This window comes from Kitasatospora sp. NPDC001132, from assembly GCF_053598415.1.
The window spans coordinates 387,391-401,438 of record NZ_JBSFKF010000001.1 but is presented as its reverse complement, the minus strand read 5'-3'; the positions used below and the strand labels follow the sequence as shown (position 1 = coordinate 401,438).

12 protein-coding genes are annotated in these 14,048 nt (G+C 75.5%); 6 read left to right on the top strand and 6 right to left on the bottom strand.

All coding sequences use genetic code 11. The features are described from left to right. Positions 1-10: 10 nt before the first annotated feature. Entirely contained in the window at positions 11-1,402 is a 1,392-nt protein-coding gene (locus tag ACWDBE_RS01540; RefSeq protein ID WP_449806841.1) for an ABC transporter substrate-binding protein, read from the bottom strand. 96 nt (positions 1,403-1,498) lie between these two features. Here ACWDBE_RS01540 and gcvPA point away from each other — a divergent pair, with 96 nt between their 5' ends. From gcvPA to ACWDBE_RS01515, 5 genes are all read left to right on the top strand, one after another. Further along, a complete protein-coding gene (gene gcvPA / locus ACWDBE_RS01535; protein WP_449806840.1) occupies positions 1,499-2,857 on the top strand; it encodes an aminomethyl-transferring glycine dehydrogenase subunit GcvPA in 1,359 nt (452 codons plus the stop codon). Then, a complete protein-coding gene (gene gcvPB / locus ACWDBE_RS01530) occupies positions 2,854-4,452 on the top strand; it encodes an aminomethyl-transferring glycine dehydrogenase subunit GcvPB (RefSeq protein ID WP_449806839.1) in 1,599 nt (532 codons plus the stop codon). The genes gcvPA and gcvPB overlap by 4 nt, the downstream gene beginning before the upstream one ends. Next, on the top strand, positions 4,449-5,624 hold the full coding sequence (locus tag ACWDBE_RS01525) for an ATP-NAD kinase family protein (RefSeq protein ID WP_449806838.1): 1,176 nt from the start codon (positions 4,449-4,451) through the stop codon (positions 5,622-5,624). Before gcvPB ends, ACWDBE_RS01525 begins: the two co-directional genes overlap by 4 nt. Before the next feature lie 71 nt (positions 5,625-5,695). Next, entirely contained in the window at positions 5,696-6,442 is a 747-nt protein-coding gene (locus tag ACWDBE_RS01520) for an SDR family NAD(P)-dependent oxidoreductase (RefSeq protein ID WP_449806837.1), read from the top strand. A 102-nt stretch (positions 6,443-6,544) separates the two neighbouring features. Continuing rightward, positions 6,545-7,198 carry a GntR family transcriptional regulator gene (locus ACWDBE_RS01515; protein ID WP_449806836.1) on the top strand — a complete coding sequence of 218 codons (654 nt, stop codon included), beginning with the start codon at positions 6,545-6,547 and terminating at the stop codon, positions 7,196-7,198. Positions 7,199-7,236: 38 nt separating this feature from the next. Here the strand turns inward: ACWDBE_RS01515 and ACWDBE_RS01510 are convergent, their stop codons facing one another. Further along, positions 7,237-7,989, bottom strand: a complete 753-nt coding sequence (locus ACWDBE_RS01510; protein ID WP_449806835.1) for an MBL fold metallo-hydrolase — start codon at positions 7,987-7,989, stop codon at positions 7,237-7,239. Between the two features lie 30 nt (positions 7,990-8,019). Further along, on the bottom strand, positions 8,020-9,030 hold the full coding sequence (locus ACWDBE_RS01505) for a GlxA family transcriptional regulator (RefSeq protein ID WP_449806834.1): 1,011 nt from the start codon (positions 9,028-9,030) through the stop codon (positions 8,020-8,022). Positions 9,031-9,210: 180 nt separating this feature from the next. Here ACWDBE_RS01505 and ACWDBE_RS01500 point away from each other — a divergent pair, with 180 nt between their 5' ends. Next, positions 9,211-9,861 carry a DUF4937 domain-containing protein gene (locus tag ACWDBE_RS01500; protein ID WP_449806833.1) on the top strand — a complete coding sequence of 217 codons (651 nt, stop codon included), beginning with the start codon at positions 9,211-9,213 and terminating at the stop codon, positions 9,859-9,861. 152 nt (positions 9,862-10,013) lie between these two features. Here ACWDBE_RS01500 and ACWDBE_RS01495 read toward each other — a convergent pair whose 3' ends face one another. From ACWDBE_RS01495 to ACWDBE_RS01485, 3 genes are all read right to left on the bottom strand, one after another. Further along, complete coding sequence (locus ACWDBE_RS01495) at positions 10,014-11,171, bottom strand: baeRF2 domain-containing protein (RefSeq protein ID WP_449806832.1); 1,158 nt, start codon at positions 11,169-11,171, stop codon at positions 10,014-10,016. A 75-nt stretch (positions 11,172-11,246) separates the two neighbouring features. After that, positions 11,247-11,591 carry a hypothetical protein gene (locus ACWDBE_RS01490; RefSeq protein ID WP_449806831.1) on the bottom strand — a complete coding sequence of 115 codons (345 nt, stop codon included), beginning with the start codon at positions 11,589-11,591 and terminating at the stop codon, positions 11,247-11,249. Between the two features lie 66 nt (positions 11,592-11,657). Continuing rightward, entirely contained in the window at positions 11,658-14,012 is a 2,355-nt protein-coding gene (locus ACWDBE_RS01485; RefSeq protein ID WP_449806830.1) for a PP2C family protein-serine/threonine phosphatase, read from the bottom strand. Between the last annotated feature and the right edge of the window lie 36 nt (positions 14,013-14,048).

The following is a 14,048-nucleotide window of genomic DNA, read 5'->3' as shown; positions in this document are numbered from 1 at the left end:
GGGCCCGCCCCTACGCGACCGTTTGGCGGCCGGTCGCGGTGGCGATCTGGCGGGCGGCGGAGCGCAGCACGGCGCCCGGGTCGGCGCCGTTGTGCAGCACCTGGTTGACGGCGGTGTTGACGATGTCGCCGGCCTTGGAGTCGTCCGCCGTGAACTCGACGGTGGGGACGCTCCGGGTGAGCCCGGCGAACAGCTGCATGGTGGGCTGGCCGCCGTAGTAGGGCGCGGGCTGCTGGAAGTACGGGTCGTCCAGGGCGGGGAGGTAGGCGGGGAAGAGTCCTTCGTGCTGCATCATCGAGGCCTGGTTGGCCTTGTCGGCGAGCAGGAAGGAGAGGAACGCCCATGCTGTCTCCGGGTTGCGGCTCTGCGCGGTGACGCAGAGGGTGGAGCCGCCGCTGTTGGAGGTGCGGGTGCCGCCGGGGGTGAAGGCGGGCAGCGGGACGACGCCGAACTTCCCGCTGAGGTCGGCCATTTCGGCGGTGAGGGTGCCGTCCCACCAGGCCGCGGTGGGGGTGGTGGCGGCCTTGCCGTCGTGGGTGCCGGAGACGAAGCCGTCCCAGCCGTTCTCGAAGTCCACCAGGTCGCGGTCGACGAGCTGTTTCATCAGGGTGAGGGCGCGTTCGGCGGCGGGGGTGGCGACGGCAACCTTGCCGTCGGTGAACCAGCGCTGGCCCTGCTGTTGGAGGAGCATGGCGAAGAGGCTGTCCTGTTTGGAGTCCAGGATGAGCAGCTTCTTTCCGGTGGCGGCCTTGAGGGTGGTGCCGGCGGTGAGGTAGTCGTCCCAGGTGCCGAGGTTCGCCGGGTCGATGCCGGCCTGTCGGAAGAGGTCGCGCCGGTAGAACAGGGCGCACGGCCCGCTGTCCCAGGGCAGCGCGAAGACCTTGCCCTTGGCGTCCGTCACGGTGCGCCAGGAGGCGTCCGCGTACTGGGACTTGAGGCCGGCGAAGCGGCTGGTGAGGTCGACCAGGCCGTTCGGGAAGTTGCCGATGTAGGTGGGCAGTCTGCTGCCCTCGACGGTGAGGATGTCGGGCAGGCCGCTGCCGGCCCCGAGCCCGACGGTGATCTTGTCGTAGGCGTTGTCGTAGCCGATGTCCACCACCTCGACGGTCGTTGCGGGGTGGGCCTGCTCGAAGGCCTTGCCGAGCCGCTGCATGGCCTTGGCGGCGACGTCCCAGGACCAGATGGTGACCTTCCCGGCGAGGGCGGCGCCCGGGCTTCCGGTGAGCTGCTTGGCGCTGGTGCCGCCGGCCCCGCCGGTCGCGCAGCCGGTGGCGCCGGTCAGCAGTAGCGCGCCGCCCGCAAGTCCGGCGGAGAGGATCCGCCGGCGGGCCGGTCGGCCAGTGAATTCGCCCTGATCACCGGATAGTTGGGGATGTTTTTCGGGCCGGGTTGGTGCGGACATCTTGCCTCCCGACTGGTGAATGCCGAATGCTGTATACAGAACTCAGCATTCACAACCCCGTCAAGGCTTGTGACTGAAATCGCGGAAGGTGCCAGCATGAGCACACGCGTCCCCCGAACCCACCCGTACATCCCCAACTCCGCGCCGCAGGTGAGGAAAGCGATGCTGGCGGCGGTCGGCGCCCAGGACGTCGAGGAGTTCTACGCCGACATCCCCGCCGCCCTCCGGCTGGACCGCCCACTGCGCCTGCCCGAACCGCTCGGCTCCGAGGCCCGGCTGGTCGCGCACATGGAGGAGCTCCTCTCCCGCAACACCGCCGTCCCGCCCGGCCGCAGCTTCCTCGGCGCCGGCTGCTACCGCCACCACGTGCCCGCCGTGGTGGACGAGATCGTCAACCGCAGCGAGTTCCTCACCGCCTACGCGGGCGAGCCCTACGAGGACCACGGCCGCTTCCAGGCGCTGTGGGAGTACCAGTCGCTGATGGCCGAGCTGCTGGCCGTCGAGGTCGTCAACGTGCCGACGTACGACGGGTTCCAGGCCGCCGCGACGGCGCTGCGGATGGCCGGACGGGCCACCGGGCGGCGCCGGCTGGTCCTGGTCGGCGCGATCGACCCGGACCGGCTCTCCCGGATCCACGACTACGTCCGGGGCGTCCACGAGCTGGTGCCCGTCCCGGCCGAGCCCGCCTCCGTCCGGGCAGCGTTGGCCGAGGGCGACGTGGCCGCCGTCTACGCCCAACTGACCGACCACCGCGGGCGGGTGGACCAGGAGCTGCCGCAGTACGTCGAACTCGCCCACCGGGCCGGGGCGCTGGCGGTGGCCCACGTCAACCCGCTCAGCCTCGGTGTGCTCACCCCGCCCGCCGAACTCGGCGCCGACCTCACCTGCGGCGACCTCCAGCCGCTCGGCATCCACCCGAGCTTCGGCGGCGGCAACGCCGGCTTCATCGGCAGCCCGGACGACGAGCACCTGGTCGCCGAGTACCCGAGCCGGCTGTTCGGCCTCACACCCACCGACGTCCCCGGCGAGTACGGCTTCGGCGACGTCGCATACGAGCGCACCTCCTTCGCGCTGCGCGAGGAGGGCAAGGAGTGGGTCGGCACCGCCGCCGCCCTGCACGGCATCGCCGCCGGGGTCTACCTCGCCCTGATGGGCCCGCACGGCATGCGCGAGATCGGCGAGACGATCCTCGCCAACACCGCCTACGCCCGGCAGCGCCTGGCCCGCGTCCCCGGCGTGGAACTGGCCGACCCGCACGCCGTGCACTTCGCCGACTTCACCGTCCGCTACACCGGCGAGCGCGGCGCCGCCGAGATCGCCGAGGCCCTGCTCGCCCACGGCCTGCACGGCGGCACCCCGGCCGGCCCGGACGAGGGCCACTACTGCGTGACCGAGCTGCACACCGCGGCGGACATCGACCGCCTCGCCGACGCGCTTGAGGAGACCGTCAAGTGACGACCAGCCATGACTCCGCCCCGGTAAACCCCCTCATCGCCCCCAAACCGGCCCTGCGGCGGTTCCACCAGGCCCGCTGGGACGAGAAGCTGATCTTCGAGCTGGGCACCCCCGGCGAGCGCGGCATCCTGCCCCCGCTGCCCGAGCCCGCCGTCACCGCCGCCGTCGGCGACCCGGCCGAGCGGCTGCCCGCCGCGCTGCGCCGCCGCACACCGCCCGCCCTGCCCGAACTCGGCCAGCAGCAGGTGCTCCGGCACTACCTGCGGCTCTCCCAGGAGAACCTGGGAGCCGACCTCAACGTGGACGTCGGCCAGGGCACCTGCACCATGAAGTACAGCCCGAAGGTCAACGACACCTTCGTCCGCGACCCCAGGATCGCCGCCCTGCACCCGGCGCAGGACGCCTCCACCGTCCAGGGCGTGCTCGAACTCGTCCACCGGCTGGAGCAGTTGCTCAAGGAGATCTCCGGCATGGACCGGGTCAGCCTCCAGCCCGGCGCGGGCTCGGCGGCGATCTGGACCAACGTCTCGGTGATCCGCGCCCACCACGCCGCCCGCGGCGAGCTGGAGCAGCGCGACGAGATCATCACCACCGCCTTCTCCCACCCCTCCAATGCCGCCTGCGCCAAGACCGCCGGCTTCCGGGTGATCACCCTGCACCCGGACGCCGACGGCTACCCCGACATCGAGGCGCTGCGCGCCGCCGTCGGCCCGCGCACCGCCGCGCTGCTCATCACCAACCCCGAGGACACCGGCATCTACAACCCGCGGATCGCCGAGTTCGTCCGGATCGTCCACGAGGCCGGCGGCCTGTGCGCCTACGACCAGGCCAACGCCAACGGCATCCTCGGCATCACCCGGGCCCGCGAGGCCGGCTTCGACCTGTGCCACTTCAACCTGCACAAGACCTTCTCCACCCCGCACGCCTGCGGCGGTCCGGCGGCCGGCGCCTGCGGCGTCACCGCCGAGCTGGCGCCCTACCTGCCGCGCCCCACCGTCGAGTTCGACGGCGAGCGGTACGTCCTGGACGACGACCGGCCCGGATCGGTCGGCAAGATCCGCCCGTACCTGGGCGTCGTGCCCAACCTGGTGCGCGCCTACGCCTGGATCATGTCACTGGGCGCCGAGGGGTTGCGCGAGGTCGCCGAGACCGCCGTGCTCAACAACAACTACCTGCTGCACCGGGTGCGGCAGATCCGCGGCGTCTCCGTCCCCTACGCCGAGGGCCGCCCCCGGGTCGAGCAGGTCCGCTACAGCTGGCAGCAGCTCAACGAGGACACCGGCCTGCACAGCGAGGAGCTCGGCTACCGCGCCGCCGACTTCGGCACCCACTACTGGACCAGCCACCACCCGTACGTCGTCCCCGAGCCGATGACCCTGGAGCCCACCGAGTCCTACTCCCGGGCCGACCTGGACGAGTACGCGGCGATCCTGACCGAGGTCGCCCGCGAGGCGTACGAGGCCCCGGAGACCGTCCGCACCGCGCCGCACCACTCCACCGTGCACCGGATCCGGCACGAGCCGCTGGACGATCCGGCGCTCTGGGCGGTCAGCTGGCGCGCCTACCGCCGCAAGGTCCTCGGCGAGCAGCCGTGACGCCCGCCCCGGGCGCCCGGATCGGGCTCGTGGTCAACCCGGTGGCCGGCCTCGGCGGCCGGGTCGGCCTCCAGGGCAGCGACGGCGCCGAGGTCCAGCGGCGGGCGCTGGCACTCGGTGCCCGCCCCCAGGCCCCCGCCCGCGCCGAACTGACACTTCGTCAACTCCCTCCGGAAATCGAGCTGATCACAACCGAAGGGGCGATGGGCGCCGACGCCGCCCGGGCGGCCGGCCGGCCCGCGCGGATCGTCCACCGGCCCGCCGGAGCGCCGACCACCGCCGCCGACACCCGGGCCGCGGTGCGCGCCCTGGTCGCGGCCGGCGCCGGGCTGCTGCTGTTCTGCGGCGGCGACGGCACCGCCCGCGACGTCCTGGACGCGCTCGGGCCCGAGCCCCGCCTGCCGGCCCTCGGCATCCCGGCCGGGGTCAAGATGCACTCCGCCGTGTTCGCCGTCCACCCCCGGGCCGCCGCCGAGGTCGCGGCGGCCTGGGCGGCCGGCCGGGGCGTGCGCCTGGAGGCCGGCGAGGTGGTGGACCGGGACGAGGCCGCACTGCGGGCCGGCCGGGTCTCCGCCCGGCTGTACGGCCGGCTGACCGTCCCGGTGCTTCCCGCCCGGGTGCAGCAGCGCAAGACCGGCAGCTCCGGGCCCGACCCGGGGGCGCCGGCCGGCATCGCCGCCGAGGTCGCCGAACGGGTCGGCCCCGGCGGGCTGCTGCTCCTCGGGCCCGGCAGCACCACCTACGCGGTGGCCACCGCGCTCGGCGCACCGGGCGCCAGCCTGACCGGCGTCGACCTGCTGCGGCTCGGCCCCGAGGGCGCCCTCGGCCCCGGCCACGCCGACGGCCTCGCCCGCGCCGCCCGGGTGCTGATCCGCGACGCCCGCGCCGACCAGCTGCGCATCCTGCCCACCACCCCGCACATCGTGCTCTCCCCGATCGGCGGCCAGGGCTTCCTGCTCGGCCGCGGCAACCAGCAGCTCACCCCCGAACTGCTGCGCGCCGCCGGCCGGGAGCGGCTGCTGGTGCTCGCCACCGAGGCGAAGCTCGCCGCCCTGGCGGGGCGGCCCCTGCTACTGGACACCGGCGACCCGGAACTGGACGACGCCCTGGCCGGCCACGTCCGGGTGATCACCGGCCGCCGCTCCGGCGCCGTCTACCGCCTCTCCGCCTGAACCCGCCCACTCGTCCGAGCCCGCCCACCCGCCTGACCCCCCTCTCTCCCAGGCCAGTTGAAGGAGCCCCCATGATCGACCTGCACGGCAAGCGCGCGATCGTCACCGGCGCCGCCTCCGGCATCGGCCGGGCCACCGCCGCCCTGTTCGCCGAACTCGGCGCCGCCGTCGTCCTCCTCGACCTCGACGCCGAGCGCGGCGAACGGGCCGCCAAGGAGATCGGCGGCACCTTCGTCCGCTGCGACGTCTCCCGGCGCCCCGACTGCGAGCACGCCGTCCGCACCGCCGTCGAACAACACGGCGGCGTGGACGTGCTGTTCAACAACGCCGGGATCATCCGCCGCTCCACCGTCACCGAGATCACCGACGAGGACTGGGACCAGGTGATGGCCGTCAACGTCCGCTCGATCATGCTGCTCAGCGGGCTTGTGGTGCCGCTGATGGCCGCGAACGGCGGCGGCAGCATCGTCAACACCGGCTCCGGCTGGGGCATCAAGGGCGGCGGCCGGGCCGTCTCCTACTGCGCCTCCAAGGGCGCGGTGGTCAACATGACCAGGGCGATGGCCATCGACCACGGCCCGGACAACATCCGGGTCAACTGCGTCTGCCCGGGCGACACCGACACCGGCATGCTCGCCGAGGAGGCCCGCCAGCTCGGTGAGAACCCGGACGCCTTCTACACCGGCGCCGCCGACCGCCCGCTCGGCCGGATCGGCCAACCCCGGGACATCGCCCAGACCGTCGCCTTCCTGGCCAGCGACGCCGCCGCCTTCGTCAGCGGCGCGGTCATCGCCGTGGACGGCGCCGGCACCGCCTGACGACCGCACACCGTACAGCACCGCAGCCCCCGTACGGCGGCCGGGCGACGGCGTGCGCCGCCCGGCCGGTACGCTACGGACCGAGGGAAGAAGGGAAGCCTGATGGCGATCGAGCGGCGTCCGCTGCGCGAGCAGGTGAAGGACGAACTGCTGGAGCAGCTCGGCCGCGGCCGGTTCACCCCCGGCGAGTCGATCAACGAGGTCCAGCTCGCCGAGGAACTGGGCGTCAGCCGGACGCCCCTGCGCGAGGCCCTGATCAGCCTGGAGCGCGAGGGCATCATCACCAGCGAGCGCGGCAAGGGCTTCCGCTTCGCCCCCACCGGCAAACAGGAGTTCCTCGACCTCACCGCGATCGTGATCGCCCTGGAGTCGCTGGCCCTGCGCACCTCCGACCCGGCCCACCTGGCCGAGATCGCCCCCCGGCTGCTCGCCGAGGCCCGCGCCTTCTCCGCCCCCCAGGCCCCGCACGGCACGATAGAGCGCTACGACGACGCCTGGCACGCCCTGCTGCTCTCCGGCTGCTCCAACGCCCGGCTGCGCGAGATGATCGACTCGCTGAAGCTCACCCTGCACCGCTACGAGCGGGTGGTGGTCGGCGACCACGAGATCCTGGAACGCGCCGCCGAGGAGCACGAACGGATCGCCCAGTGCCTGCTGGACGGCGACCTCGACCAGGCCGTCACCGCGCTGGAGGCCAACTGGACCAGCGGCATGGAACGCATCCTGGACCGTCTGCCCCCGGTCGCCGCGCTCTGAAGGCCCCTCGGTCCACCGGCCGGCCGGTCACCTGCCCGTCAGCCCAGCTGTTCGGCGACGCCCGGGGTGAGCCAGTGCAGCCGGTCCGCCAGGCCCGCCGCCGCGAACCGCGCGGTGGTCTCCGCCCGCCCCTCGGTGAAGTGCTCCCACGAGGCGTAGTGGACGGGCACCACCCGGCGGGCGCCGAGCGAGGCGGTGAGGGCGGCGGCCTGCGCCGCGTCCATGGTGATCAGCTCGCCGCCGCCGAAGGCCTCGATCCGGGCGGCGCCGAGGTGCAGCAGCGCCGTGCCGATCCGGAACCGCCGCCCCACCTCGTCCAGTTCGGGGATGTGGACGGTGTCCCCTGAGACGTACAGCGCCTCCTGCTCGCCCGGCACCTCGACGACGAACCCGGTGACGTCCCCGACCGGCCCGTGCAGGCCGGGCGTGCCGGTCACCCGCAGGGTGCGGCCGTCCACGGTGAGCTCGCGGGTCTGCCACGGGGCCAGGCCGAGCGCGCCGCCGCCGAGCCTGGCCGCGCCGCTGACCGTGGTCAGCACCGGACGCCCGGCGAGCAGGGTGCGGCCGGTGGCGTCCAGGTTGTCCGGGTGCTCGTCGTGGCTGAGCAGCACGGCGTCCACCGGCGGCAGCTCGTGCACGCCCATCGCCGGGCCGCCGGTGCTGCGCAGCACGACCGGGTCGTGCCGGTACTCGGCGGGGGCCCGGTCGAAGACCGGGTCGGTGAGCAGCCGCAGGCCGCCGACCTCCAGCAGGACGGTCGCGGTTCCGATGTGGGTGGCCTCGATCTTCACAGTCTTCCTTCTCTACTGGTCAATTGACGGTCAGTCAGTCGTGTGGCCGGCAAGCCTGAAGCGGCGTCGGTAGTCCCCCGGCGTGGTGGAAAGCCGGTCCCTGAATACCCGGTGCAGGGTCTCCACGGAGCCGAAGCCGCAGGCCCGGGCGACGCCCGGCAGCGGGTGGTCGCTGCGCTCCAGCAGCCTGCGGGCGGCCTCCACGCGCAGCGCCTCCACGTACGTCCCGGGCGTGGTGCCGGTCTCGGCGCGGAAGACCCGGGCGAAGTGCCGTTCACTCATGGCGAGTCGCGCGGCGAGCACGGGCACCGACAGATCGGCCTCCAGGTGCTCGCCGATCCAGCGGCGCAGGTCGCCCAGGTCCGCCCGGCCGCCCGTACGGTGGGCCAACGGGACGCTGAACTGGCTCTGGCCGCCCGGGCGTTGAAGGTACATCACCATCACCCGGGCGATCTCCAGGGCCAGGTCGTCGCCGTGGTCCTCGGCGACCAGCGCGAGGGTGAGGTCCATCGAGGTGGTCAGGCCGGCGCTGGTCCACATCCGCCCGGAGCGGATGAACACCGGGTCGGCGTCCACCTCGACGGCCGGGTGGTCGGCGGCCAGCCGCTCGGCGGTCGCCCAGTGGGTGGTCGCACGGTGCCCGTCCAGCAGTCCGGCCGCCGCCGTCACGTGCGCGCCCGCACACACCGAGGCGATCCGCCCGGCCCGTGACCCGACCTCCCTCAGCCAGCCGACCACCGCCCGGTCCACCTGCGGCACCGGCCCGTCCGGCCCCAGGTCCACCCGCCCCGGCACCAGTACGGTGTCCGGCCCCACCCGCTGCTCGGCCAGGGTGTCGGTCACGTACAGCGGCACCCCCGAGAAGGTCGCCACCGGACCGCGCCGCTCCGCGCACATCCGCACGTCGTACCCAGGCCGCCCGGCCGGCAGCAGCCGTCCGGCCAGCGCGAGGATCTCGGCGGGCCCGGTCACGTCCAGCGCGTTCACTCCGGGGAACACCGGGATCACGACCAGATGCGGCAGGCGGGGTGCGTCGTTCATGCCCCTACCCTCGCCCGGCGGCGTCGGTGGCGGCAATGACGGGACTCTGCAGGATTCGGCCACTACCCGGCGCGCTGCCCCGCCGCTGCTCGGCCACCGGCCCTACGCCTCCGGCCCGACCCTCCCCCGGACCAGCGCCCGATTGACGCCCCGCCGCCTCCCCGCAGCATGATGACCCACATGTACGGCAAGTGGATCGACTGCCGGGTACGACCCGGAGCACGCGAGGCGTTCGCCGCCGGCCAGCGCCGCTGGTCGGCGATCTCCGACCAGCCGGGCCTGATCGGCCAGGCCGGCGGCTGGGCGCCCGACGGCGATCGGGCCCTCCTGCTCGCCCTGTGGAGCGACGAGCCCGCGTACGCCCGCTTCATGCGCGAACGCCACGACCCGGCCGCCGCCCACGCCGACCAGCGCTCGAGCTACACGGAGATCGCGGTCGCCACCGGCCCGGTCGTGCTCACCATGCCGGGCGCGGCCCCCTCCCTCCCCTCCGCCCTCGCCCGGGCCACCGCCCTGCGCGCCGCCGACTGCCTCCTCCGCCCCGGCCGCGCCGACCGCTTCCTCGCCGTCCAGCACGAGGTCTGGGCCCCGGGCATGGCCGCGGCGGACGGCATGCTCGGCGGCACCGTCGCCCGCCTCGCCGCCGACCGCTACCTCGTCACCACCCTCTGGACCACCCCTGCCGCCCACCGGGCGTACACCGTCCACCACCTCCCCGCCCTCCTCGCCCGCGCCGACGTCCCCGCCGACGTCCGGACGCTGACGGGCCACCTGCTCCCCCTCGAACCCACCTGGCGCGTCGTACCCGAGCCGGCGGCCGCCACGGAATGACGCACCCACCGCGCCGGGCCGAGGAGTCGCGTCGGCCTCCCGGCTCTGCCCGCACTCGCCCACCCAGGTGGAAGGCGGAAGCCGCGCGGCTTCCACGGTCCCGAGGTGCCACGGCGGGTCTGACCACCGGACCGGGCGTCAGGCGGCGCGGCTCAGGCGGGCCAGCGCAGCACGGCGCCGAGGCCGCCGGGTGGGCCGTCGGCGAGTTCGGGGACGAGGACGGCCTCGGCGCCGGAGGCCGTGGCGGAGCGCAGCAGCGCGTCGGCGGCGGGGGCCTGGGCCGGGTGGCGGACGCCCATGTCGCGCAGGTCGGCCCGCTGGACGCCGAGGTGCTCGGGTTCGGGGCCGGTCCACACCGGGCGCTCGGGGTCGTGGCCGCCGGTCTGGACGAGCAGCGCGGCGAGCTGGTGCTGCCGGGCGGCACTCAGTACGGCGGGGATGCCCTGGGCGGCCTGGCCGGGCGCGGTCTGGGTGCCGGCGGCGTCGGTGCGGTGGTCGCCGGGCCGGCCGACGCCGGCGTGGAAGGCGTCGAGCAGCTCGGCCAGGTGCCGGGCGCGGTGCCGGGCCCAGGCCTCGCGGAGACGGCACTCGAAGGCCTCCCGGGAGGTGCCGGCGGCTCCGGTGCCGCCGTCCAACTCAAGGGTCACCGCACGGAGTCGGGGTGGCAGCCGGTCCTGGACGGCCCGGCGTTCCCTGGTTCCGCCGGTGAGGACGAGCAGCTGGGCGCCGCTGCGCGGCCAGGTCCGGCCGAGGTGTTCGGCGACGATCCCCGCGGTGCGTTCCCAGGTGTCCTCGACCCGGTGCCGGTAGTGCCACTCGTAGCGGTCGGCGGGCGGGGCGCGGTGCCCCCGGCCCTGCCACTGCGGGCCCTCGACGGTGCCGATCGGCGCGCCGCGCCCGAGTTCGTAGCGTTCCAGCTCCGCCCCGGTGCGGTCGACGGCGGCGACCAGGCAGGCGGGCACCGCGTCGTCCAGCAGGCCGAGCAGCGGGCCGGTGTGCGGGAGCGGGGCCCAGGTGGCGGCGACGTCGGGCGGGGAGGCGGCGAGCGGGACGTCCAGCGCCACCTCGCCGTCCGCCGCGAACAGCGCCCGTCCGGGCGGGGACCCTGCGGCGGGTGCCGCGGCCAGGTGGTCGCGGACGGCGGCGCGGGTGGAGTCGTCGGCCCCGGCGTCGGCCAGCCGCTGGACGGCGGCCCGGTCGAGCAGCGCCCGGCGCCGGGCGGCGTCCTCGGTGGCGCGGGAGGTGTCGAGGTAGACGGACGCCCAGGGGCCGGGGCGGTCGAGCAGCGGGGTGAGGAGGGCGAGGTCCATGGTGGCCTCCCGGGACGGGGTGAGGGGTCGGTGGGCGGGGGTGACGGGGCGCGCCCGTCGGCCCCCGGTCGGTGCTCAGTGTCCGGGTCGGTGCCGCATCCGGCCGCCCTGCGTGGCGGCGCGCTGTTCGGGCTCGGTGGGGTCCGTACGGCCGGTGGGGTCCGTACGCTCGGCGGGCGCGGCGCGCACCACACGTGAGGACCGCCGGACCCGCCCGGACAGCCGGATCAGCGCGAGGCCGAGGCAGAAGAGCAGCGCCAGCGCGACGCCGGCGAGGAAGATGCTCAGGCTGTTCAGCACCACCAGGCGGTGGCCGAGGATCATCACCTGGTAGTCGGGCCCGCCGGAGAGGTTGTCCGCGATCAGCAGTCCGACGAACGCGCCGGACGCCGCCATCAGCAGAAGTCCCAGCAGCAACATGGGGATCGCTTCCGTCCTACTCTCGGCCCCCCTCGTCCGCTCGCGCCTACCCGCCTGGGGCGACTCCTATTCGGGCTGGACGGCGATCAGGCAGGTGTCGTCGTCGGTGTCGGCGGGGCTGAGTTCCAGCAGCCGGTCGAGGTACAGCTCCAGGTCCGGGCCGGGAGCGCCGGCCGCCCGGAGCAGCTGTTCCACCGACTCCTCCACCGGGCGGTCCCGGCGTTCGACCAGCCCGTCGGTGTAGAGCAGCAGGACGTCCCCCGGGTCGAGCCGGGCGGTGTGCTCCTCGTACTCGGCGTCGTCCAGCGCGCCGAGCAGCACGCCGTGCGGCAGCGGCAGCACCTGGGCTCCGTCCGCGCCGAGCCGGATCGGCGGCAGGTGGCCGGCCCTGGCCCAGCGCAGTTCGCCGCCGAGCGGGTCCAGCAGCACGCACACGGCGGTCGCGGTGACCTGGCCGGGTTCGCGCAGGGCGACGGTGTTGGCCCAGGCCAGCAGCCGGCCGGGGCCGGCGCCGGTGACGGCGAGGCCGCGCAGCGCGTGCCGCAGTGCGACCATCCCGGTGGCCGCGCCGACGCCGTGCCCGGCCACGTCCCCGACCGCGAGCAGCACCCGCCGGTCGGGCAGCACCAGCACGTCGTACCAGTCCCCGCCGACCCGGTCGCGCTGGGCGGCGGGCCGGTAGCGGACGGCGGCGTGCAGGCCGGTGACCCCGAGCGGGGGCGGGGCGGCGGGCAGGATCGCCTGCTGCAGCCGCAGTGCCAGCTGCTCCCGCTCGGCCGACTCCTGCTCGCTGTCGGCCAGCCGCTCCCGGGTGGCGCCGAGCGCGACCTCCGTCCAGTGCTGGGCGGAGACGTCGTGGTAGGCGCCGCGGACGGCGACCAGCCGGCCGGTCTCGTCGACCTCCGGCTCGGCGATCACCCGGGTGAAGCGGTGGGTGCCGTCGGGGCGGTCCAGCCGGACCACCGCGGAGGCGGTGCGGTGGTGGTGCCGGACGGTGTCCAGCAGACGACGGATCGCCGGCCGGTCGTCCGGGTGGGTGTGCCGCGCGAGGCGGTCCAGCGGTACGGGCGGCGCGTCCGGCGGCAGCCCGTACAGCTCGCGCAGCCCGTCGCTCCAGCGGATCCGGCCCTCGGCGGGGCGCTCCTCGAACCCGGCCACCCGGGCCAGCCGCTGGGCTTGGCGCAGCAGGGCGACGCGCTCGTCCTGCTCCCGTTCGTCGTCCAGCTGCCAGCACACCAGCAGCCGGCCGCCGACCGGGACGGCCGAGAGCAGGACGGCCACCGGGACGGCCGGGCCCTGGTCCCGGAAGGCCAGCCGGACCGGCTCGGCGGTCGACGGCACGCCCGTCTCGTAGGCGCGCAGCAGGCGGTCGAGCAACCCGGCGGCGCAGGCGACGGGGTACGTCTCCAGCAGCGAGGCTCCCTCCAGTGCCTCGCGGGGCCGGCCGAGGGGGTCGCGGAACCTGGCGTTGACCCGCAGCACCGTGAAGTCGGCGATCCGGTCGGCCCGGACGACGGGTGCCAGCAGCAGCGCGGGGGTGAGCTGCCCGTCCAGGAGGGCGCCGGCCTGCTCGGGGGCGATGGGCTCGGGGGGCCGGCCGAGCAGGGTCGTGCAGAGGTCGGCGAGGGCGTACAGCTCGCGGCGCTGGGCCGGGCCGAGCACGGGGACGGAGCCGACGGCGGGGTCCGGTCCGGCGGCCGGCCAGAGCAGTTCCAGCGCGCCCCGGCGGCGGCGCCGGTCGAGCAGCGGGAGGACGGCCCGGGCGGCGCCGGCGCCCACCGAGGGGCCGTCCGTCTCCGGCTCGCCGGGCCACAGTTCGGCCGCGCCGCCGACGACCCGCTGCGCCGGGGTGGGGACGCCGGGCGGCACCCGGGCCCAGTCGGCGGCCTCCTCGGCGGAGAGCCCGGCGTGCGCGGCGAGGGCGAGCGCACCGCCGGGCAGGCGCTGCCAGACGGCCACGGCGCGGACGCCGAGCGCCGCCGCGGCCTGGTCCAGCACGGCCCCGGCGGCGTGCTGCAGGTCGGGCGCGGCGGCGAGCGCGGGCGCGACGGGCGGGCCGGCTTCGGGCGGTTCGGCGACGGGGAGGCCGAAGGCCGCGGGCCCGGGGCCAGGTCCGGTGCCCGCATCGAACCCGGGCCCCGGCTCCGGCTCCGGCTCCGGCAGCCCCGCGATGTCCGCCGCCAGCACGAGCACCGGCACGCCGGCCTCCCGGGCCAGCCGGGCGAGGTGTGCGGCGGCCTCGGTGACGGGCAGGCCGAGCCGCTCGGCCAGGATGCCGGTGGCGAGGTCGACGGCGGCCCTGGTCCGCGCCTCGGCGTGGGCCCGGGCGGTGGCCGCCTGGAGGCGGCGGACGGTCTCGGCCAGGGCCCGGGCGGTGCGCTCCGCGGCCTCCTGGGCGGAGGACGCCTGCCCGGCGCTCACGGCGCACCCCTGATCCGGGGCAGGGTGCCGGGGCAC